The 20,635-nt window shown below is 63.7% G+C and carries 18 protein-coding genes and 1 tRNA gene; 10 read left to right on the top strand and 9 right to left on the bottom strand.

The window, feature by feature from the left end; translation table 11 throughout:
• Nucleotides 1-30 precede the first annotated feature (30 nt).
• The 4 genes from carA to gloB all read right to left on the bottom strand — a co-directional run bounded on the left by carA (nt 31) and on the right by gloB (nt 5,758).
• Nucleotides 31-1,185 (bottom strand): glutamine-hydrolyzing carbamoyl-phosphate synthase small subunit, encoded by a 1,155-nt coding sequence (gene carA / locus PPGU16_RS04845; protein WP_180721933.1) that lies wholly within the window; start codon nt 1,183-1,185, stop codon nt 31-33.
• A gap of 457 nt (nt 1,186-1,642) precedes the next feature.
• Nucleotides 1,643-2,887 carry an MFS transporter gene (locus PPGU16_RS04840; protein ID WP_180721932.1) on the bottom strand — a complete coding sequence of 415 codons (1,245 nt, stop codon included), beginning with the start codon at nt 2,885-2,887 and terminating at the stop codon, nt 1,643-1,645.
• A 247-nt stretch (nt 2,888-3,134) separates the two neighbouring features.
• A complete protein-coding gene (locus PPGU16_RS04835; protein ID WP_180721931.1) occupies nt 3,135-4,811 on the bottom strand; it encodes a transglycosylase SLT domain-containing protein in 1,677 nt (558 codons plus the stop codon).
• A gap of 155 nt (nt 4,812-4,966) precedes the next feature.
• Nucleotides 4,967-5,758, bottom strand: coding sequence for a hydroxyacylglutathione hydrolase (gene gloB / locus PPGU16_RS04830; RefSeq protein WP_180721930.1), 792 nt, complete (start codon nt 5,756-5,758; stop codon nt 4,967-4,969).
• Nucleotides 5,759-5,777: 19 nt separating this feature from the next.
• Here gloB and PPGU16_RS04825 point away from each other — a divergent pair, with 19 nt between their 5' ends.
• The 7 genes from PPGU16_RS04825 (at nt 5,778) to PPGU16_RS04795 (ending at nt 11,469) form a co-directional block, all read left to right on the top strand.
• A complete protein-coding gene (locus PPGU16_RS04825) occupies nt 5,778-6,593 on the top strand; it encodes a class I SAM-dependent methyltransferase (protein WP_180721929.1) in 816 nt (271 codons plus the stop codon).
• Nucleotides 6,590-7,036 carry a ribonuclease HI gene (gene rnhA / locus PPGU16_RS04820; RefSeq protein WP_180721928.1) on the top strand — a complete coding sequence of 149 codons (447 nt, stop codon included), beginning with the start codon at nt 6,590-6,592 and terminating at the stop codon, nt 7,034-7,036. Before PPGU16_RS04825 ends, rnhA begins: the two co-directional genes overlap by 4 nt.
• 66 nt (nt 7,037-7,102) lie before the next feature.
• Nucleotides 7,103-7,852, top strand: a complete 750-nt coding sequence (dnaQ, locus tag PPGU16_RS04815; protein WP_180721927.1) for a DNA polymerase III subunit epsilon — start codon at nt 7,103-7,105, stop codon at nt 7,850-7,852.
• Between the two features lie 48 nt (nt 7,853-7,900).
• Nucleotides 7,901-7,975 (top strand) — tRNA-Val (locus PPGU16_RS04810).
• 241 nt (nt 7,976-8,216) lie between these two features.
• On the top strand, nt 8,217-9,218 hold the full coding sequence (locus tag PPGU16_RS04805) for a glycosyltransferase family 2 protein (protein WP_180721926.1): 1,002 nt from the start codon (nt 8,217-8,219) through the stop codon (nt 9,216-9,218).
• Nucleotides 9,215-9,604 carry a GtrA family protein gene (locus PPGU16_RS04800; RefSeq protein ID WP_180721925.1) on the top strand — a complete coding sequence of 130 codons (390 nt, stop codon included), beginning with the start codon at nt 9,215-9,217 and terminating at the stop codon, nt 9,602-9,604. Before PPGU16_RS04805 ends, PPGU16_RS04800 begins: the two co-directional genes overlap by 4 nt.
• Nucleotides 9,601-11,469: a glycosyltransferase 87 family protein gene (locus PPGU16_RS04795; RefSeq protein WP_180721924.1), complete on the top strand. Its 1,869-nt coding sequence runs from the start codon at nt 9,601-9,603 to the stop codon at nt 11,467-11,469. Before PPGU16_RS04800 ends, PPGU16_RS04795 begins: the two co-directional genes overlap by 4 nt.
• 49 nt (nt 11,470-11,518) lie before the next feature.
• Here PPGU16_RS04795 and PPGU16_RS04790 read toward each other — a convergent pair whose 3' ends face one another.
• From PPGU16_RS04790 to PPGU16_RS04780, 3 genes are all read right to left on the bottom strand, one after another.
• Nucleotides 11,519-11,977 (bottom strand): DUF2214 family protein, encoded by a 459-nt coding sequence (locus tag PPGU16_RS04790; protein WP_180721923.1) that lies wholly within the window; start codon nt 11,975-11,977, stop codon nt 11,519-11,521.
• A gap of 70 nt (nt 11,978-12,047) precedes the next feature.
• Nucleotides 12,048-12,908 carry a hypothetical protein gene (locus PPGU16_RS04785; RefSeq protein WP_180721922.1) on the bottom strand — a complete coding sequence of 287 codons (861 nt, stop codon included), beginning with the start codon at nt 12,906-12,908 and terminating at the stop codon, nt 12,048-12,050.
• Nucleotides 12,909-13,159: 251 nt separating this feature from the next.
• Nucleotides 13,160-14,224, bottom strand: a complete 1,065-nt coding sequence (locus tag PPGU16_RS04780) for a glycosyltransferase family 4 protein (protein WP_042306921.1) — start codon at nt 14,222-14,224, stop codon at nt 13,160-13,162.
• 739 nt (nt 14,225-14,963) lie between these two features.
• Here PPGU16_RS04780 and PPGU16_RS04775 point away from each other — a divergent pair.
• Complete coding sequence (locus PPGU16_RS04775) at nt 14,964-16,799, top strand: ABC transporter ATP-binding protein (RefSeq protein ID WP_180721921.1); 1,836 nt, start codon at nt 14,964-14,966, stop codon at nt 16,797-16,799.
• Nucleotides 16,800-16,881: 82 nt separating this feature from the next.
• Here the strand turns inward: PPGU16_RS04775 and otsA are convergent, their stop codons facing one another.
• Nucleotides 16,882-18,303, bottom strand: coding sequence for an alpha,alpha-trehalose-phosphate synthase (UDP-forming) (gene otsA, locus PPGU16_RS04770; RefSeq protein WP_180721920.1), 1,422 nt, complete (start codon nt 18,301-18,303; stop codon nt 16,882-16,884).
• 52 nt (nt 18,304-18,355) lie between these two features.
• Nucleotides 18,356-19,105, bottom strand: a complete 750-nt coding sequence (gene otsB, locus PPGU16_RS04765; protein WP_180721919.1) for a trehalose-phosphatase — start codon at nt 19,103-19,105, stop codon at nt 18,356-18,358.
• 427 nt (nt 19,106-19,532) lie between these two features.
• Here otsB and PPGU16_RS04760 point away from each other — a divergent pair, with 427 nt between their 5' ends.
• Entirely contained in the window at nt 19,533-20,126 is a 594-nt protein-coding gene (locus tag PPGU16_RS04760) for an SCO family protein (RefSeq protein ID WP_180722549.1), read from the top strand.
• A gap of 17 nt (nt 20,127-20,143) precedes the next feature.
• Nucleotides 20,144-20,623, top strand: a complete 480-nt coding sequence (locus PPGU16_RS04755) for a copper chaperone PCu(A)C (protein WP_180721918.1) — start codon at nt 20,144-20,146, stop codon at nt 20,621-20,623.
• Nucleotides 20,624-20,635 lie beyond the last annotated feature (12 nt).

The raw sequence follows: 20,635 nt of genomic DNA, 5'->3' as shown, positions 1-20,635 counted from the left end.
CTTACCGTCGCTGTTATTGCGAACGCCTGCTTACGCCGCTGCCGACTTGTTGCCCTTCGCCGTGTCCATCAACGCGGTGAAGCGGTCGAACAGATAGGCGATGTCGTGCGGACCGGGCGACGCCTCCGGGTGACCCTGGAAGCAGAATGCCGGCTTGTCGGTCAGCGCGAAGCCTTGCAGCGTGCCGTCGAATAGCGACACGTGCGTCACCTTCGCGTTGGCGGGCAGCGTGTCGGCGTCGACCGCGAAGCCGTGGTTCTGCGACGTGATGACGACTCGGCCGTCGTCGAGGTCCTTCACGGGATGATTCGCGCCGTGGTGGCCCGTCTTCATCTTCATGGTCTTCGCGCCGACGGCGAGACCCATGATCTGATGGCCCAGACAGATGCCGAACGTCGGAATGCCGCGCTCGATGAATTCGCGCGTTGCGGCGATCGCGTAATCGCACGGTTCCGGGTCGCCAGGGCCGTTCGACAGGAAGATACCGTCCGGATTCAGCGCCAGCGCGTCAGCGGCCGTCGCTTGCGCCGGCAGCACGGTGACCTGGCAGCCGCGTTCCGCGAGCATGCGCAGGATGTTGTACTTCACGCCGAAGTCGAACGCGACGACGCGGTAGCGCGGCGTGTTCTGCATGCCGTAGCCGCTACCCAGACGCCATTCCGTCTGCTTCCATTCGTAGGGCTTTTGCGTCGACACGACCTTTGCGAGGTCCATGCCTGCGAGGCCGGGGAACGAGCGCGCGAGTTCGATTGCCTTCGCTTCGTCATCAGAGCCTGCGAGAATCGCGCCGTTTTGCGCGCCCTTGTCGCGCAGCACACGCGTGAGCTTGCGGGTGTCGATACCGGCGATCGCGACGACGCCTTCCGCTTTCAGGTAATCCGGGAGCGTGCGCTCCATGCGGAAGTTCGACGCGAGGACAGGCAGATCACGGATGATCAGGCCGGCGGCATGGACTTTCGTGGCTTCGACATCTTCGGCGTTCACACCGACATTACCGATGTGCGGATACGTCAGCGTGACGATCTGGCGCGCGTAGCTGGGGTCGGTCAGGATTTCCTGATAGCCGGTGATGGCCGTGTTGAAGACGACTTCACCGATCGTATGACCGGGCGCGCCGATCGAGTAACCACGAAAGACCGTGCCGTCGGCGAGCGCGAGCAGAGCGGGAGAAAATGACGGCAACACGGGAGACTCCTTGGGGGAGCACCCTGTTGCCGACCTGTCTATCCGACCGTGCGGGCCGCGGCGAGGCGCATCAGTCGATGCGCGCGCAGGCTCGCTCGCGTTGTCGCTGTTCGCGGAGAGTCGCAGGGGGCGCCGCAGAGCACGCAGTCGGCCCATTGTGTAGGCGAACTGGCTGGTTGCGGGCCGCTGGCGACGGTAGCCGGGAGATTTCACGCATGAAAAACAACCGGGACTACAACGAAACGCGGCGGATGAACGGTGTGGGAGAGGTAGGCGCTAGGGTGCGGGTTGATAAGCTCAAACCTTGAAATTATAGCCTGAAACGACCCTTCTCTTCAAATCCGAGATGGGGGACGCGGTGGCGAAGCTGCTGCTAGCAGGCGCTCCGGACGCAATCAGCTTGCCGCACCGCGCGCCCGCCCGGGCTTTCACCGCCTATCAGGATATGCCCGGCACCTTACGGTTGATGTTCTGCGTGCACGCGCGCCGGACTTTTGGCCAGCACTCGGCTCGGCAGCACGTACCAGATGGCGCTCGCCAGTTGCAGCGCAACGAGAATGCCCCACGCGGTGAGGTGCGCGACGGGCGGATAGTGTCCGTCGACGGGCGTCCAGCGCGACAGCACCGCGCCCACGCCAATCTGGAAGCCGAAGATCAACAGAAAAATGATCAGCGTCAGCGTCGTATTCGCGCGTCCGATCAGATGCGGCGGGAAATGGCGCGCGAGCACCGCGTAACTCAGAATGCCTACGCCACCGAAAATCCCGTAAGCCGCCCACAACAATCCTGCGGGAAGCGGCGCACGCAACATGATCAGAAGCTGCGTGATGACGAAAAGCGCCATGCCGACGCCGCAAAACGCATATAGCGACAGCCCGCGCCGCTCCATGCTGCGCGCCGCCGCGCCGAAGCCGACACAGCCTGCCATCATCGCGAAACCCAGCACCGAGACGAACGCAGCGGCTTCATGTGACTGGAAACCGGAGACGTCGCGCAACCAGGCGCCCACCCACAGCGACTGCATGGCGTAGAACACGCCTTGCGTGACGACCGAGAACGACGCGATCTTCCAGAACGCCGCGCTGCGCAGGATATGCCACGTACCCTTGAACTGGCTGACGAGGCTGGCCTGATGGTGTGTTTCCTTCGTTTCGGGCGCGAACGCCCATAGCATCGCCGCGACGACGATCGTGAGAACGACGAGTCCAAAACAGACTGCACGCCAGCTCGCAAAAGTCAGCAGCCAGGTCAACGGCGACCCGACCACGACCCCACCCAGACCGCCGACGGCCATCACGAGCCCATTGATCAGCGGCAGCCGCGCCGCCGGAAAATGCTGCGCCAGCGCCTTGAACGCGCCGCCCAGACACACCGAGACGCCGACGCCGATCAACAGCCGACCCGCCATCATCGCCACGACGCCGTGCGCCGCGCCGAACACGCCGATGCCTGCCGCGGCGAACAGCAGCATCCCCGCCGTCACGCGACGCGCGCCGTAGTGATCGAGCAGGACGCCGGCAGGCAGTTGCGCGCCTGCGAAGCCGAGGAAATAAAGGCTAGTCAGCAGGCCGAGATCGGCGGCCGTCAGCCCGAGTTCGTGCGTAATCAACGGCGCAAAACCGAGATTCACACCACGAAACACGTACGAGACGAAGTAACCGGCGGAAAACAGGAGAAAAACACGAAGGGGCGTCGAAAACATGAGGCGTCAGCGAGTTGGCCCAGCGGGCCCGAGGGTGAACGATAGCCCAATCGTGTCCATCGTGGTGCAAGACCGCGCATGGCGTACGGGCTCCCGTATAGGCGCTCCGTCAGGGAAACGTCGGTGGAAATGAAAAACGCCGTCACCTCGGGTGACGGCGTCAAGGAAAACGAGGAGAGATCGGAGCGCACTTCATGCGCTGCCCCCGCAGCGCATGTTCGGTCATCCTCGAGAAGGCCGCTGTTGTTTACTTGCCCTTCTTCGCGTTGGCCGAGACCTTATGGCGGCTACCCGTATCGGCCTTCGACGCCTTGCCAGCCGCTTCCGTCGAAACCTTCGTCACCTTGCCTTTTGCGGCAGCAGGCTTCGCAACCGGTTCCGACACCTTCACCACACCAGTCTGACCGCGGCTTCGCTTCTTATCGTAGCGCGATTCGGACCGGGTGTCTGCGACCTGGGCGCTGGCCTTCTCGACGCCGCCGCCGACGGGCACCGTCGCCAGTTTCTGCGGACCCGGCTCGCTCGGCATCGCCTTGCCGACAGGAACGTGCAACACGACCACCTGGCCCGGCATGACGAGATCACGCTTCGTCCGGTTCCACGCCTTCAACTGACCGATCGACACGTCGTAACGGTCGGCGATCATCGCCATCGACTGCTTGCGGCGCACGCGGATCAGCATCTTGCGCGTGTCGGGCACGTCCGGCTCCATCGCGAGCACGGCGCCTTCGGCGACATCGGCGCTGATGTCTTCGTCGTCGTCATCGGCGCGCGGCACGACGATCGTCGAGCCGGGCTTCAGGCGCATGCCCGCCGGAATCTTGTTGACGGCCATCAGCGTGTCGGCATCGACGCCTATCTTTTCGGCAATCGCAGCCGGGCGAGAGCGTTCGGTGACCGTGTAGGTCGTCCACGAGGACAGCGAACCCGTGTACGACTTCAGATTGCGCTCGAATGCGCTGGCGTTATCGAACGGCAGGAGGATCTGCGGCTGCGTGGCGCCGAGAATCACCGGCTTCTTGAACGACGGGTTCAGCGAACGGAATTCGTCCGGCGTCATGTTCGCGAGCTTGGCCGCGGTATCGACGTCGATATCGTGCGAAGTCGTCACCGTCACGAAGTACGGGTGGTTCGGAATGGACGGCAGCGTGAGCCCGTAGACCTGCGGGTTCATCACGATGTTCTTGACGGCCTGCAGCTTCGGCACGTAATTGCGCGTTTCCATCGGCATGCGCAGGCTCTGGTAGTCCGTCGGCAAGCCAGCCGCTTCGTTGCGCGCGATCGCGCGCTGCACGTTCCCCTCGCCCCAGTTATACGCGGCGAGCGCCAGATACCAGTCGCCGAACATATCGTGCAGACGCGACAGATAGTCGAGTGCAGCGCTGGTGGACGCGAGCACGTCGCGGCGCTCGTCCTGCCACATGTTCTGCTTGAGGTTGTACGTGCGACCCGTGCCCGGCACGAACTGCCACATGCCCGCCGCCTTCGCGACCGACAGCGCCTGCGGGTTGTACGCGGATTCGATGAACGGCAGGAGCGCCAGCTCAGTCGGCATATGGCGCGCTTCCAGTTCTTCGACGATGTGATACAGGTACTTCTGCGACCGTTCGGTCATGCGCTGGACGTAGTCCGGGCGCTGCGCATACCAGTTGACCTGCATGTCGACGAGGTCGGTCTGCAGGTCGGGCATCTGAAAACCACGGCGGATACGGCCCCAGAGATCGCTGTCCGCGCTCGTCAACTGGTCGACGGAACCCTGGTCGACGTTGATCGTTTCTTTGGCGGTGGCAGTCTTGCGAAGGGCGTCGGCAACGGCTTGCTGGCTGGCGGGATCGGAAGCAGTGGAAAGGCTGTTCGTTGCTGGTCCTTGACTCGCACATGCCGCGAGCGTCAGGACCAACAACGCGCTAAAGATGAATCTCATGAACGTCTCGGCTTCCAAAAGGGCTGGAATTTGCAGCCGATAGTACGAAAGACCGCCCTTTCCGTCAATCAGAATAATGTGAAAAACGTAGCCAAATCTGAGGCTTGGCGTTTGTTTCTACGATTCGGATGAGCATGACCCCATGCTTTACCTGGTCAGTGGAACCTGTTCTTCCATTCGCGCATCAGCGTGAAAGCGGCCAACCGATCCGGCACCGATTCATGCAACTGCTCGGCGAGCGTCGCCTGAACGGACGGCTCACCCGCGCGCAGGAACGGGTTGACGGCGCGCTCGTGGGCGATCGTGGTGGGCAGCGTCGGCACATGGCGCGCGCGCAAATTCGTCGCCTCGTCGCGCCAGGCTTGCAGCTTTGCGTTGTCCGGCTCGCACGCCAGCGCGAAGCGGATATTCGACAGCGTGTATTCGTGCGCGCAGTGCACTTCCGTCTCGCCCGGCAATCCGGCGAGCGCGTCGAGCGAGTCCAGCATCTGCGCCGGCGTCCCTTCGAACAGCCGGCCGCAACCGCAGGCGAACAGCGTGTCGCCGCAGAACACATGCGGTGTGCCGCGCGGATCGGCTGCCTGGAAAAACGCGATGTGGCCGCTCGTGTGGCCGGGCACGTCGAGAATGCTGAAATTGAGCGCGGGCGCCGCGATATGCACCTCGTCGCCCTGTTTGAGGCGTGTCGTCAGGTACGGAATCGCTTCTCCGGCGGGGCCGTAGACGGGCACAACCTGGCCATCCAGCAGATCGGCCACTCCGCCGACGTGGTCGGCATGATGGTGCGTGAGTAAAATAGCGCTCAGCCGCCATCCCCGTTTTGCCAGATAAGCCTTCACCGGGGCGGCGTCGCCCGGATCGACGACGACGGCATGATGGCCGTCCGACACGACCCAGATGTAATTGTCATCAAACGCCGGGACTGGTACGTACTCGAGCGAATTCATAGGCGACGCATTCTTTAACATGTCTGACCGATCGATTATAGACTGGCCTGCCTGGACCACCTCCCCACCCGGACGCTATGTGCTGGAGTGGGAGCAGGCGCAGCTCGACCGCGTCGTGTCCGACGTATTCGGCTATCACGCGCTGCAACTGGGCCTGCCGCAACTCGACGCGCTGCGCGAAAACCGCATGCCCTGCCGCGGCCTCGTACTCGACGCCGAGAGCGGCGCGAGCGCGCCGTACACGTTTCCGCGCGGCGTCGCAGGCGGGCTGCCCGAGCGTCACGCGCCGTCCGGACGCAGCGCGGTCTGGTGCGACCTGCTCGATCTGCCGTTCGAGGCACAAAGCGTCGATCTGATCGTGATGCCGCACACGCTGGAATTCACACGCGATCCGCACCGTCTGCTACGCGAAGCCGAGCGCGTCCTGATGCCCGAAGGCCAACTGATCATTCTCGGCTTCAATTCGCTGTCGCTGTGGGGCGCGCGGCAATCGGTCGGCAAGGTCACTGGGCGGCCGTTCGTGCCCGCGGCGCATGATCTGATCGCGTTCACGCGGCTCAAAGACTGGATCAAGCTGCTCGGTTTCGACCTTGAACGCGGACGCTTCGGCTGCTATCGTCCGCCCCTCGTCGGCGAAAAATGGCTGTCGCGCTATGAGTTCATGGAAGCCGCCGGTGACCGCTGGTGGCCGATTTTCGGCGCCGTCTACATGGTCACGGCAATCAAGCGCGTGCGCGGCATGCGCCTCGTCGGTCCGTTGAAAGTCAAGAAGCCCGTGCTGGCCGCTGGCCTCGCGCCCGCCGCCACGCCCAATACCCGCAACAAGGCAAAATGAGTTCTGATCTGATCGAAATCTTCACCGACGGCGCCTGCAAGGGCAATCCCGGTCCCGGCGGCTGGGGCGCGCTGCTGCGCTTCGGCGCGCAGGAAAAGGAACTGTTCGGCGGCGAAGCGAACACGACCAACAACCGGATGGAACTGATGGCCGTGATCGCCGCGCTCGAGGCGTTGAAGCGCCCCTGCAAGGCGGTCGTGCACACCGATTCGCAATACGTGCAGAAAGGCATCAGCGAATGGATTCACGGCTGGAAGAAAAAAGGCTGGATCACGGCCGCAAAGGCGCCCGTGAAAAACGCGGATCTCTGGAAACGGCTCGACGCACTCACGCAGCAGCATGAGCTCGAGTGGCGCTGGGTCAAGGGCCACGCGGGCCATCCTGAGAACGAACGCGCGGACGCGCTCGCCAACCGTGGCGTGGCTTCACTGGCGCAGCTCTGATCCTCAGCAGCACCTTTAAGATCGCTCCATTCTTTTCACGCATCAACACGAACAGGCAAGACCGACATGCGTCAAATCATCCTCGATACGGAAACGACGGGACTGAACGCGAAGAGTGGCGACCGCATCATCGAAATAGGCTGCGTCGAGCTGGTGAATCGGCGGCTGACGGGCAACAACCTGCACTTCTATGTCAATCCGGAGCGCGACAGCGATCCGGGCGCGCTGGCCGTCCACGGACTGACGACGGAATTCCTGCGCGACAAGCCCAAGTTCGCGGAGATCGCCGACGCACTGCGCGACTTCGTGAAGGACGCGGAACTCATCATCCACAACGCGCCCTTCGACATCGGCTTTCTCAACGCCGAGTTCTCGCTGCTGGGGTTGCCGCCGTTCACCGATCACTGCGGCGAGGTGATCGACACGCTCGTGCGCGCGAAGTCGATGTTCCCGGGCAAGCGCAACTCGCTCGATGCGCTGTGCGACCGCTTCGGCATCAGCAACGCGCACCGCACGCTGCACGGCGCACTGCTCGACTCGGAACTGCTCGCCGAGGTGTACCTCGCGATGACGCGCGGCCAGGAAAGCCTCGTGATCGACATGATCGGCGAAGCGGCAGCGGGCGAAACAGGTGGCGCCAAGCGCGTCAAGCTCGATACGCTCGAACTCGTCGTGCTCACGGCGACGGACGACGAACTGGCCGAACACGAAGCACTGCTCGATGGTCTCGACAAAGCGGTGAAGGGAACCAGTGTGTGGCGCACGCAACCGGCTGCGGAAGATGTCTCCGCGACCGCGGATGCGCAAATCGCTTAAAAAGTACTTGTCGAAGTCTAAAAGAGCTGACATAATGCACAGCTCTTCGGGTGGTTAGCTCAGCGGTAGAGCACTGCCTTCACACGGCAGGGGTCACTGGTTCGATCCCAGTACTACCCACCAAATTCGAAGAAAAGAAGGCCCGGACGGAAACGTCCGGGCCTTTTTCTTTTCCGCTTGCGTTTCATCGTCGTTACTCGCGTTCACGCGATTGCCTCCGTGCTCCCTCACGTTCATGCTCCGCGCCGCGACACCCGCCTCGAACGATCCGTTCGCGCCTGATGCGTGCGATAAAATAGCCGCGCTTCGCGCCGCCGGCCGGCACCCGCGAAGCCTGTCACCATCATCACCCAACATCCTGCCGATGCCCCTTTACGATTCGCTTCGTCTAGCCGTTCTGATTCCCTGCTACAACGAGGCAGCGACTGTCCGATCCGTCGTGCGGGATTTTCGCGCGGCCCTGCCGGGCGCCGACATCTACGTGTTCGACAACAACTCGACGGATAACACGAGCGACGTCGCGCGTGCGGCGGGCGCCGTGGTGCGCCAGGTGGGGTATCAGGGCAAGGGCAATGTCATCCGGCGCATGTTCGCGGACATCGACGCCGATGCGTACGTACTCGTCGACGGCGACGATACCTACGACGCCGCTGCCGCGCCGCAGATGATCGAGCGTCTGATCGAGGACGCACTCGACATGGTCGTCGCGACCCGTCATACGGACGAGCACGAAGCGTATCGCCTCGGCCATCGCTTCGGCAATGTGATGCTCACGCGCTTCGTCGCATCGATCTTCGGCCGCACGTTCACCGACATGCTGTCGGGCTATCGCGTGTTCTCGCGTCGCTATGTGAAGTCGTTTCCCGCGCATTCGAAAGGCTTCGAGACGGAGACGGAACTCACCGTCCACGCGCTGGAGCTGCGCATGCCCGTCGCCGAAATCGCGACCCGCTACAAATCGCGTCCCGAAGGCTCCGTCAGCAAGCTCAACACGTACCGCGACGGCTTTCGCATTCTCAGCATGATCGTGAAACTGTTCCGTGCCGAGCGGCCGCTCACGTTCTTCTCGATCGGCACGGCGCTATGCGCGCTCGCGTCGATCGCACTCGCCGTGCCGCTGTTCGAAACGTACTTCGAAACGGGTCTCGTGCCGCGGCTGCCGACGGCCGTGCTATGCGCCGCGCTAATGATCTTCGCGGCGCTGTTCCTCGTGTGCGGCGTGATACTCGATACGGTGACCCATGGCCGCGCCGAGGTGAAGCGACTCGCCTACCTCGCTTTTCCGGCACCGGGCGCTCAACGCGAAGCAACGGGCGCAACAACGACAGCAGCGGCTGCGACACTCGCAGGACGCGCCGGCAAATGAAGCGCGAACTACTCCGCTTCGCCATCGCCGGCGTGATCGGCCTCATCGTCGACGCAGGCGTGCTGTATGGAATGCTCGCACTCGGAGCAGGCTATTTCGCTGGCCGCGCGGTGTCGTTTGTCGCGGCGGTCTGGTCGACGTGGCAGTTCAATCGACGCTTCACCTTCGTCCAGGGCAGCAACAAATCGGCGTGGGCCGAGTGGTGGCATTACCTGTTCGCGATGCTGGGCGGCGGCGTCGTCAATTACGCAGCCTATAGCGCGACCGTCCTGCTCCTGCCGAAGAGCGCGCTGCTGCCGCTCATCGCCGTTGCCGTCGGTTCGCTTGCGGGCATGACGGTCAACTTCGTCAGCGCGAAGCTGTGGGTGTTCAAGGCCCGCTCATGACCGCTCGTTCCGTGAAAGAGGATCTTCAAACCCGGGCTGCATTGTCCACGGCGCGCCCGCGCATCGTCGATCTGCGCTCGCGTCGCGCGATGACGGCCGCGTGCGTGATCGTGCCACTGCTGTTTGGGCTGTACTCGCTGCTGCTCGGCGCGGACGCGAACTGGGACCTGTACAACTATCACCTGTACAACCCGTTCGCGTGGCTGCATGGCAAGCTGCAGACCGACCTCGCCCCGGCGGGCATGCAATCCTATTTCAACCCGCTGCTCGACACAGCGCTATACCTGTTGAATACGCATCTGCCGTCGCGAGTCGTCGGGTTTCTGCTCGGCGTGCTGCATGGCTCGACGTTCGTGCTGATCGTCGCGATCGCCCGCGAAGTATGGCCGTCCGCATCCAGCGATGATCGCTACCGCCTGCCCATTCTGATCGCGGCGGCTGGCTGCCTCACCGCGAACTTTCTGTCCGGCCTGGGCAATTCGATGGGCGACGACACGACCGCACTGCTCGTGCTCGGTGGGCTGCTGGTAGCGCTCTCGAACTGGCGGCGGCTCGACGGACGCACGGCGGGCGCGTTCGCGGCGCCTATCATCAGCGGCCTGCTCGTGGGTGTCGCGACAGGCCTGAAGCTGACCAACGCGGTTTTCGCCGTCGCGCTGTGCGTGAGCCTTCTGAGCTATCCGGGGACGCTGGGCGCGCGCGTGCGCATCGCGTTTCTATTCGGCGTCGGCGTGCTGCTCGGCATGGCCGCGACGACGGGCTACTGGATGCTGCATCTGTGGCAGCAGTTCGGCAACCCGCTCTATCCGCAGTTCGGCAAGTTCTTTCCGAACGCGCTGACGGCCTCCGCCGCGCAGGGCGACGTGCGCTGGCTGCCGCGCAATCTCGGAGAGACGCTGCTGTGGCCATTCATCATCGCGGCCGATTCGAAGCGCGTCGGCGAAACGCCGATCCGTCAGATCATCTGGCCGATCGTCTATCTCGTGCTCGTGTGGTGGGTACTCGCGAGTGCAGCCCAGCGCTTCAAGGGCCAAGCGCGCATCGCGCTCGAACCGAAGCAACGCCTCGTGGTGCTGTTCGTCGTGCTCGGCTTCGTCGTGTGGATGAAGCTGTTCAGCATCTATCGTTACATCGTGCCCATCGAAATGCTCGCGCCGATGGTGCTCGTGCTGCTGCTCGACCGGCTGCTGCCCGCCCGTATCGCGCGGCGCGCGGCGGCGTGGGCGCTTATCGCCGCCACCGCTGTCGTCGTGACGGGCGGCGCTCGCACGTGGGGACACGAAGGCTGGGCCGATCCGCTGTACCACGCGCAGCTTCCGCCGCTGGCGCAGCCGGAGCGCACGACGGTCGTCATCCGGAGCACCACGACGGGCTGGGCATGGATCGCGACGCGCTTTCCCGACTCGGTCGCATTCACGCAGATCGACAGCAGCTTTCCTGCAAGCGACGCGTTTCGCGCACGCATCGTGACGCTCGCGCGCGAACGCGGCGGCCCGACGTTTGCGTTGATCGACGGCGCGCACAACTGGCGCGAGGACAACGTCAACGGCGTGAACGACGTTGCCGCCACGCTCGGGCTGACGCGCTCGGCGCGCGGCTGCCACGCGTTGCGTTGGGCGGTGTCGAAGCTGCATCTGCACGCGGCCGTCGAAGCTCCGCGCGACGCGTCGGAACAGTGCCGGCTCGGCCTGCGCGCCGACGACCGGCTGGATCTTGGCGCCCGCAACCGTCAGCTCGCCGCCGACGCCGCACGCGCTTTCGAGCGCGCCGGGTTCGGCTTCGACGCGGCCTCATGCACGCCGTACGAAGCCGGGATCGGCAAGGGCGTGCTGGCGTGGCAGTGGTGCCGCATCAGCCCGCGCTGAAAGCCATCGTTCGACAACGACGCGCCGGTCAGCAGACCGGCTCGAAGGCTTAAGACGCCCCCGCGCCAATCCCGCGCGCCATCCCCGACGCGGCAAACACCATCACGATCAGCAGAATGGATTGCCAGTGCCCCGCGCGGGCAAAGCGGCGAGCGCGGGAGAGATCCGGCGTCTCGCCGTTTCTGACGGCGACGCGCCAGCGGATCAAGGTCATCATCGGAGCGATCTCGAAAGCGAGGATCAGTAAGAGCGCCGCCATCTTCAGGTGAAAGAGCGGCTCGTGCAGGTAATAATCCGCGCCTTTCTCAAAGCCACCGAAAACGCGCATCAGGCCCGTGACGATCAGGACGACGGCCGTGATTCCCCAGACATTGTCCGCAAGGAATACGCGCTGCAGACCAGCGGGACCCGACAGCCGACGCAACCCGCGCGTGCGTCCGATGATCGCTGCGAGCGCGAAGCCATAACCGAGTAGATGGACGGCGGCCAGCATCCAGCGGATCAGCATGGACATCTCCATGAACGATGCAATTCAGACCACGGAGCATGGACGCGACGGCCGCGTCCAGAAAGAGCGTTCAGGCCTGGCGCAGATTCGCGTCGAGCGCCCGCGCCGCAACACGATCGCCTTCCGTCGCGAGCGGCGACCTGAACACGGTTTGCCGGTTGTGGCCGGCGGCAGCGGGTGAATCCCACATCAATTCGACTTTCGGACGGCGCAGCAAGCCGCCGACACCCGCGCGCTCGAGCGTCGCGTGACCGTTCGACATGGGGGGCACCGTCGCCGCCTGCGCGCCTGACAGATCGACGGCCTGCGTCATGCGCGACGCCCCACGGGCCGCGCGCCCGGTCCCGTCGTGCCAGCGCAGCGACAACTCGCGCGCGTCGTACTGGCCGAGTTTGCGGCTTTCCGCCCAAACGATGGCCGTGCGCGTGACAGCGTCGATCGAAATGGCAAAGCGGCCGATCGCGAAGCGGCGCGCAGCGATATTCGTGCGCCACAGCGCGCGCGGACGGCAGATCCACACGACTGCAGCGTACAGCGTCGGCGCGGCAAGCAGCCAGCCGTTGGTCGCCGCGACGGCGTTGAACGCGCGCCGCCAGCCGGCCGCCCAGACGAACGCGCCCACCGACCAGACCGCGAACAGCAAACCGAGGAAAGCAAACAGGCGCAGCGCCTGACGCAGCCATTGCGGCAGCGGATGGAACGGCCGCTCGGCGCGGGCCTTCGCGCCTGGCAGGAAGATCAGCAAAAACAGGAAAACGAGGTTGATGCACGCCCATGGCGACGAGGCCATTGCCTGTAGCGCCGTCAGCGGGTCCATCTCGCCCATCGAGAAGAGCCAGCGCGCCAGTATCACGAGACCGATGGCGCGAAGCGCGAACATCGTGCCGGCGCCGGGCGCCGCGCTCGCACGCGTCTGTTTCGTTCTCGCCAAAGCAATCTCCTCATATGGACCGGCTGCGCCGGATTTGCGGCACGGCCATTATAGGGATATTACCGATTCGTCTCACGGTTGCAGGACCACGAACGCACACTTTCGGTCCATTCCCCACGCGTTTTGCATCGGCGTGCGGCGCAAATGCAACAACGCCCCGCATGTTCGACACATGCGGGGCGTTGTCGGCCCACCGGACAGGCCGCGCGAAGACTAAGAACAGTCTCCAGCGCGGCCCGCCAACGCGGCAATCAGCCTGCGTTGACTTCGCGCAGCACCGTGCGGCGCTTTGCGTGCAGCAGTTCTTCGTAGGTCTTCAGGTAGTTCTGAGCCATCACCTTCGACGTGAAGCGCGATTCGAACGCCTTGCGCACTTGCGCGCGCGGCAGCTGGTCGAGGCGCTTGAGGGCCGCAACGGCGCTGATCTCGTCTTCGACGACGAAGCCCGACACGCCGTTCTCGATCACTTCCGGCACCGAGCCGCGCTTGAACGCGATCACGGGCGTGCCGCAAGCCATCGCTTCGATCATCACCAGACCGAACGGCTCCGGCCAGTCGATCGGGAACACCAGTGCATGCGCGTTGCCGAGGAACTCACGCTTTTCGGCTTCGCCGATTTCGCCGATGTACTCGACGTGCGGGAGCGCCATCAGCGGCTTGATGACTTCTTCGTAGTAGGCACGATCGGCCTTGTCGATCTTGGCGGCGACCTTGAGCTTCATGCCTGCCTGGCCGGCGATGCGGATCGCGCGGTCGAGGCCCTTCTCCGGCGAGACGCGGCCGAGGAATGCGAGGTAGCCCGGCTCGACGTTGGGGATCGGCGTGAGCACGTTTTCCGGCAGGCCGTGGTACACCGTCGACAGCCAGTGCGCCTGTTGCAGCGGCTGACGCTGGTTGTCCGAGATCGACACGACGGGCACGTCGCTGAACGTGTTGAAGACCGGCTGCAGTTCGGGCAGATCGAGACGGCCGTGCATGGTCGTCAGGAACGGCACCGGCTGGCGCGCGAACAGCGAGAACGGGTAGTAGTCGATGTGGAAATGCAGCACGTCGAATTCTTCCGCGCGGCGGCGGACTTCTTCGAGCAGCAGCATGTGCGGCGCCATCACGTCGCGGATGGTCGGGTCCAGACGCAACGCTTGCGGCCAGAAGGCTTCGAGCTTCGCGGAGGTTTGCGAATCGCCACTGGCAAAAAGCGTCACGTCATGTCCCAGCTCGACGAGCGCTTCCGTCAGGTACGACACGACGCGTTCCGTGCCGCCATAGAGCTTGGGAGGAACCGCCTCGTGCAAGGGAGCGATTTGAGCGATTCGCATAGGGAGAACTCCTCGTAAAAAATCAGGCAAAAAGACTGCAGTTTGGAAAAAGCGACTTCGCTTGCTCGCCAGGGCGCCCGGTTCGGCGTGCATTCTGAAGCTGCACCGGACACGAGCCTGATTCTTTCGAGAAATTCCTGCGATGGATCGCTTGGTAAGACGCCAGCTTGGTCAATGTCAAAGTCTGTGCTCAAAGCCATAAACGCGGCTCGTGATAGGACGTTGACAAACTGTCAGATATTTCCTGACGCGACCGAGCATGCATTATCGATGCCTGCCTGGCAGACCGGCCCCCACATTTCAAAGTCTTTACGTTGTTACAAACGCGAAACACTTCGCAAACCCTTGTTTTCTCAAGGTGTTTTACAGTGGTAGCCCTGCATCGGCACTGGCGTCGCAAGCCGTTCGACCGCGGTCATCGAGGACCCGTCTTGCGTCGGCTGGAATTCAATGCAATTCCGCCTCGCCGGCTCGTATGCAATCTGTAATTATATCTCGAAAATTCACGCCATTGCCGTGAACCACTTGCCCGCACGCGGGTCAAGCCTGGGAAAGCTTACCGGTACGTGTCGCGAAAATAATCGCGCCCCCTTTGGCTGTACCGCCATGCGAAATGGCTTTTGCATGTTTACAATGCGAGGCCTACGCTGGTGTTACGGGCCGTTCCCAGGCACGACCGTTGCACGACCTGAACCCGTTTCAGACGTCTCAAACCGACACTGACAGACCAAACGAACAATTGGAACATCTGACCATTGCCCAGCGAAACGCCCATAACGCAAAGCTTGCGAGCTATGCGAACCGGCCGCTTGCGTTCCTTTTCCGCTTTATCCGCCGCCATCCGGTCGCTCATCTGATCGTGCTGGGCAGCGTGTTTGCGGCCGTGGGCTGTGCGCTCGCTTCGCAATACGCGATCAAACATCTGATCGATGTGCTCGGCGCGGGCCGTCATCATCCGGGGCCGCTGTGGGGCGCATTTGCGATCCTGGTTGGCCTGATTGCCGCCGACAACCTGCTGTGGCGCGTCGGCGGCTGGGTGGCCGCGCATACGTTCGTGGCCGTCACGGGCGATCTGCGCAAGGACCTGTTCCAGTATCTGACGGGCCATTCGCCGACCTATTACGCGGAGAAACAGCCGGGTACGCTGGCGAGCCGGATCACTGCGACGTCCAACGCCGTCTACACGGCCGAAAACACGACGGCGTGGAACGTCCTCCCGCCGTGCATCGCGGTCGTCGGCGCGATCGTCATGATCGTCACCGTCAATCCGCTGATGGCGCTCGGTCTGCTGACCTGCTCGGCAATTCTGTCGATCGTGCTCTTCAAGCTGGCGGGGCGCGGTTCGGCGCGGCATCACAACTTCGCGAGCCGGGCCGCCGCCGTCGACGGCGAACTCGTCGACGTGATCGGCAACATGGGCCTCGTGCGCGCGTTCGGCATGACGTTCCGCGAGCAGAAGCGCTTCAGCGCGACCGTGAAGTCGGAAATGGTCGCGCGTCAGCAAAGCCTGCTGTATCTGGAGAAGCTGCGTCTGCTGCACGCGGTCATCACGGCGCTGCTGTCGGCCGGGCTGCTCGGCTGGGCGCTGTGGCTGTGGGATCAGGGCAAGGCGACCTCGGGCGACATCGTGCTGGTCAGCTCGCTGGGCTTCACGATCCTGCACGGCACGCGCGATCTGGCCGTTGCGCTCGTCGACGTGACGCAGCACGTCGCGCGTCTCGCGGAAGCCGTGAAGACGCTGCTGGAGCCGCACGGCATGCCTGACCACAACGACGCCGTCGAACTCGTGCCACAAGGCGGCCGCGTGACCTTCGACAAAGTCACCTTCGCGTATCCGAAGCGCCGCCCGATTCTCGATCATTTCGATCTCGACATTCCGGCGGGCCAGCGCGTCGGCCTGATCGGCAAATCGGGCGCAGGCAAGTCGACCGTCCTCGCGTTGCTGCAACGTTTCTACGAAACGCAGGGCGGACGCATCCTGATCGACGGCCAGGATATCTCGTCGATCTCACAGGACAGCCTGCGCCACTCGATCGCGCTGGTGCCGCAGGACATCTCGCTGTTCCACCGCACCGTTTATGAAAACATCGCCTACGGCCGTCCCGAAGCGACGCGCGACGAGGTGCTCGCCGCCGCGCGTGAAGCCCGCTGCTCCGACTTTATCGAGGCGATGCCGGAAGGATTCGATACGATCGTCGGCGACCGCGGCGTGAAGCTGTCGGGCGGTCAGCGGCAACGTATCGCGATTGCGCGCGCGATCCTGAAGAACGCGCCGATCCTGCTGCTCGACGAAGCGACCTCCGCGCTCGACAGCGCTTCCGAAGAAGCGATCCAGAAAGCCCTGGACCGGCTGATGGTCGGCCGCACGGTGGTCGCGATCGCCCACCGTCTGTCGACGCTGCACAACTTCGACCGCATCATCGTGATGAGCGCCGGCAAGGTGATCGACGACGGCAGTCCCGAAGAATTACGCAACCGTCCGGGCCTGTATCGCGACCTGCTGTCGAAGCAGTTCGGCAAGCATTCGACGCTGCATGTCGGCGGCAAGAAGTTCGACGAGCAGCATGTCGCCTGACGTACTTCTGAACTGACGCTCCGCGAAAAAAGCCGCTTCGAAGAAGCGGCTTTTTCTTTTCCTGCGACAGCGATAAAAGCGATCAACGCTCGGCGGCTTCGCTCGCTACCGGTTGCGCGCTGGGCATCTTCTGCAGGTCGCGCATGAAGTTGTCGCGCCACACCGACACATTGTTCTCGCGCAGCTGCACCATCATGTCGTTGTAGCGCGCTTTTCGTTCGGCAAGCGGCATTGAAAGCGCCGTGCCGAGCGCATCGGCCATGCCGTCGATATCGACGGGATTGACGATCAGCGCGCCCGTCAGCTCCTGCGCGGCGCCCGCGAAACGCGACAGCACCAGCACGCCCGGATCTTCGGGGTCTTGCGCGGACACATACTCTTTCGCGACGAGATTCATGCCGTCGCGCAGCGGCGTGACGTAGCCGACATGCGCGGTGCGAAACAACGCCGCGAGCACGGGCCGCTCGTACTGCCGGTGGATATAGCGGATCGGCGTCCAGTCGAGTTCGGCAAAGCGGCCGTTGATGCGCCCCGACTCGCCTTCCAGTTGCAGGCGGATTTCCTGATAGGCGTGCAGATCGGAACGCGTCGGCGGGGCGATCTGCAGGAACGACACCTTGTCGCGATACGACGGCGAATGCTCGAGCAGCCGCTCGAACGCGCGAAACCGCTCGACCAGTCCCTTCGAATAATCGAGCCGGTCGACGCTCATGATCAGCTTGCGCGCATGCAGCGTCGCTTCGATCGTGCGCACCGGCTTGTCGCCCTCGCCCGCTTTCGCCAGTTCTGCGATCTCGTCGGGATACACGCCGATCGGATAGGCTGCCGCGCGCAGTGTGCGGCCGAAACCGTGCACCAGCGTCGGCCCTTGCGCCGACGCTTCGACCGAGCCATTGGCCTCGTTGATGATGTAGTCGCAGAACGCGCGCAGATCGGGCTTCGTCTGGAAGCCGAGCAGATCGAACGAACACAGCGCCTCGACCAGCGCGCGATGCGGCGGCACGGCCAGCAGCACCTGCGATGCCGGAAACGGAATGTGCAGGAAGAAGCCGATGCGGTTCTTCACGCCCGCTGCGCGCAGCGCCTGCGCGAACGGAATCAGATGGTAGTCGTGGACCCAGATGACGTCGTCGTCGCGCAGCAGCGGCACCAGTTGTTGCGCGAGCCACGTGTTCACGCGGCAATAGCCTTCGAAATCGTGCCGGTCGTACTGAAGCAGATCGGGCCGGTAATGAAACGCCGGCCAGAGCGTCGCATTCGAGAAGCCGCGGTAGTACTGGTCGTAGTCGCGCCGCACGAGGCCAATCGTCGCGAACGTGACCGGGCCGCGCTCTTCGACCTTGATCTGCGGCTGACCAGAGCCGAGCACGTCGCCGCTCCAGCCGAACCACATGCCGCCCGTTTCCTTCAATGCGTCGTAGACGCCAACGGCCAGGCCGCCCGCCGCGGGGCCGCCTTCCGAAATCGGCGCGACGCGGTTCGATACGATGATCAGTCGGCTCATGACGCGGGGTTTCCGTGCTGAACGGGCGCGAAGCGCGGATAAACGGATGCCATCATGCGTTGCGCGCCGCCGCGACGATTTCCGACAGCCACGCGAGCAATGCGCTCACCGAGCCGATGCGCGAGCGCGCGATCGTATCGCCGCCACCGACCTTGATCGACAGACCGCCCTTTTCGTTGACGACCGCGAAGCCTTTTTCGTCCGTCAGATCGTCGCCCGCGAACACGGGCGCGCGGCCCGTGAATGGCGGCTCGTCGAGAAAGGCGCGCAACGCGCGGCCTTTATCAACGTCTTTGGGTTTGATTTCATAGACCATCTTGCCGGGCTGCAGCACATAAGCGCCCGGGTATTCGGCTACCAGCCGGCTCGTCGCTTCGCGCGCCACCGGCTCGCGGTCGGGCGCGTTGCGATAGTGCAGCGCAACCGCCGCGCCCTTGATTTCGAGCAGCATGCCGGGATTGGCGTTGACGACTTGCGCGAGCACCTGCTCCATGCGCAGCAGCCGGTCGTCGTTGAAGCCAATGCGCTGCGTGTCGCCGTTCGAATCGCGCCGCTCGGCGCCGTGCAGTCCGGCGATGGGCAGATCGGGCATGCCCAGAAACTGGTCAATGCTGTCGATCCCGCGTCCCGACACGATAGCCACGGCGCCGTTCGTCAGACGCCGAAGTTCGGTGAGCAAGGCGATCGCCTCGGGTTGGACCAGCACGCCATCGGGCGTCGGTGCCAGATCGACGAGCGTGCCGTCGAAATCGAAGAAAAATGCCGTCTCCGTCGGAGACAGAAAAGCGGGAAGTGCTTGCATCGGTGTACGTTGCCTCTCAGCCGCTTGCGGCCGGAAAAGTGTGCGCATCTTACCGCGCATCGGTCGTTTTTTCGAGAAAGTAAGTTTTCATGCCGCGCGGGCGGGCGTTCCGGGCTGTCGGCCCAACGAACGGAATGCAAACTCCGCACGATCCGGCTACAGCCGGCTTTCAACGCGCTGCGGCATATTGACTCGCTTTTTCCCTTACAGGGCCACGGTACAACGATGCGTCTGAAATTGCGATAGAGTCGCAACGGCGCGCGCCGAGGACATGGAATAGCATGGGCCGCCATCGAGTCACGCCAATTGCGGCGCGCTGATTGTGTTGCGCCGTGCCCTGTTCTGAATCGAGTCGTCGAAACTGCCTTTGTTCCCGAAAGCACTGGTGTCCATCTCCCGTTTCCTCGCCCTGCACACTTGCACGTCAATGCGTATCGCGGCGTCGAGCGTCGCGCTGTGCGTGGCGCTGGGCAGCGCTGGATGCTCGCAGCACGGCGCACCCTGGCAGTTGACGAACGTGAGCGGCCATCTGCCCGATCTCGATTTCACGCTGACGGGCGACAACGGCCGGCCTGTCGCGGCCGATACGCTCAAGGGCCGCGTATCGCTGGTCTACTTCGGCTATACGCATTGCCCGGACGTCTGCCCGGAAACGATGGCGCGTCTGATGCAGGTCATCGGCAAGCTCGGGCCGGACGCGCAGAATGTTCGCATCCTGTTCGTCAGCGTCGATCCCGCGCGCGACACACCCAGCGCGTTGCACGACTACGTCGGAGCATTCGATTCGCAGCACGCGTTCGGCCTGACGGGCACGGATGCACAGATCGAGCAGATGGCGAGGCATTACCGCGTCGCGTATCAGATGGAAAAGCGCGACCCGAACGGCAATTACGAGGTGACGCACAGTTCGGCCGTCTATATCTTCGACGCACGCAACCGCGCGCGCCTGCTCGCCACGGACCACGACTCGCCCGATGTGATCGCGCAAGACGTGCGCCGTATCATTGAAGACCACTCCTGATTTCTCACAGGTTCGCCATGACACAACAAATCAAAACAGTTTCGAGGATTCACACGCTGGTTTGCGCCGCCGCTGTCGCGTTTGTCGCCACGGGCAGCATCGCCGCGCATGCCGCCGACAGCAAGCAGGCCATCGCCGTGCAGAACGCATGGGTCCGCTGGCTGCCGAACAACCTGCCCGCCGCCGCGTACGTCACGCTCACCAATTCGAGCGACAAGCCGATCGATCTCGTGGACGTATCGAGCGCCGACTACGGCAGCGCGATGCTGCATCAGACGGTGTCGAACGGTTCGACGCAAAAGATGGTGATGGTCGACAAGCTGACGGTGCCCGCGCACGGCCAGGCGTCAATTGCGCCGGGCGGCTATCACGTGATGCTCGAAGAGGCCAGGCACAAGATCGCGCCGGGCGATACGGTACATCTGAAGCTGCAGTTCTCCGACGGCGAAACGCTCGACGCGCCGTTCGCCGTCAAGTCGCCTTCGCAGACCAAGTAACGGCGGTGATAA

Source organism: Paraburkholderia largidicola (genome assembly GCF_013426895.1).
In the GTDB taxonomy this organism is placed as follows: domain Bacteria; phylum Pseudomonadota; class Gammaproteobacteria; order Burkholderiales; family Burkholderiaceae; genus Paraburkholderia; species Paraburkholderia largidicola.
This window is presented reverse-complemented; position numbering and strand designations above follow the sequence as displayed.